Genomic DNA, 307 nt, shown 5'->3' with positions numbered 1-307 from the left:
CCAGCGTTTACTTAGGATGTCGACCGCTTTTTCGAATCTGGGGCACATTTCTGATTGGTTCATGCTTTTTCACCTCGTCTTCTGCTATTATACCGCAAAATCGGAGGGAACGTACGTCTGGCGCTTGTTAAGTTGAGGAGAGGATCAAAAAGAGGATGAGGAATCCGGGGAGCGTTTTTTCGCTTCAGCCGCAATAAAATCAAAGTATTTGCTGACGCTTTCAATATCTTCTTTTGTGAAGTGCTGCCACTTTTTGCTGTCAAACAGCGGCAGATGCTCCGCGCCTCTGTCAACGGCGGTCTGATAG

2 pseudogenes are annotated in these 307 nt (G+C 47.2%); both read right to left on the bottom strand.

What is annotated here, in order from left to right:
• Positions 1-63, bottom strand: a pseudogene (locus tag SB658_RS22970) (MarR family transcriptional regulator); the annotation flags it as partial.
• 81 nt (positions 64-144) lie between these two features.
• Positions 145-307: pseudogene (locus tag SB658_RS22965) on the bottom strand (transcriptional regulator); the annotation flags it as partial.

It is taken from the genome of Bacillus sp. SIMBA_008 (genome assembly GCF_046535495.1).
In the GTDB taxonomy this organism is placed as follows: domain Bacteria; phylum Bacillota; class Bacilli; order Bacillales; family Bacillaceae; genus Bacillus; species Bacillus subtilis.
Note: the sequence above shows the minus strand (reverse complement) of the source record. Positions and strands in the feature narration are given on the sequence as shown.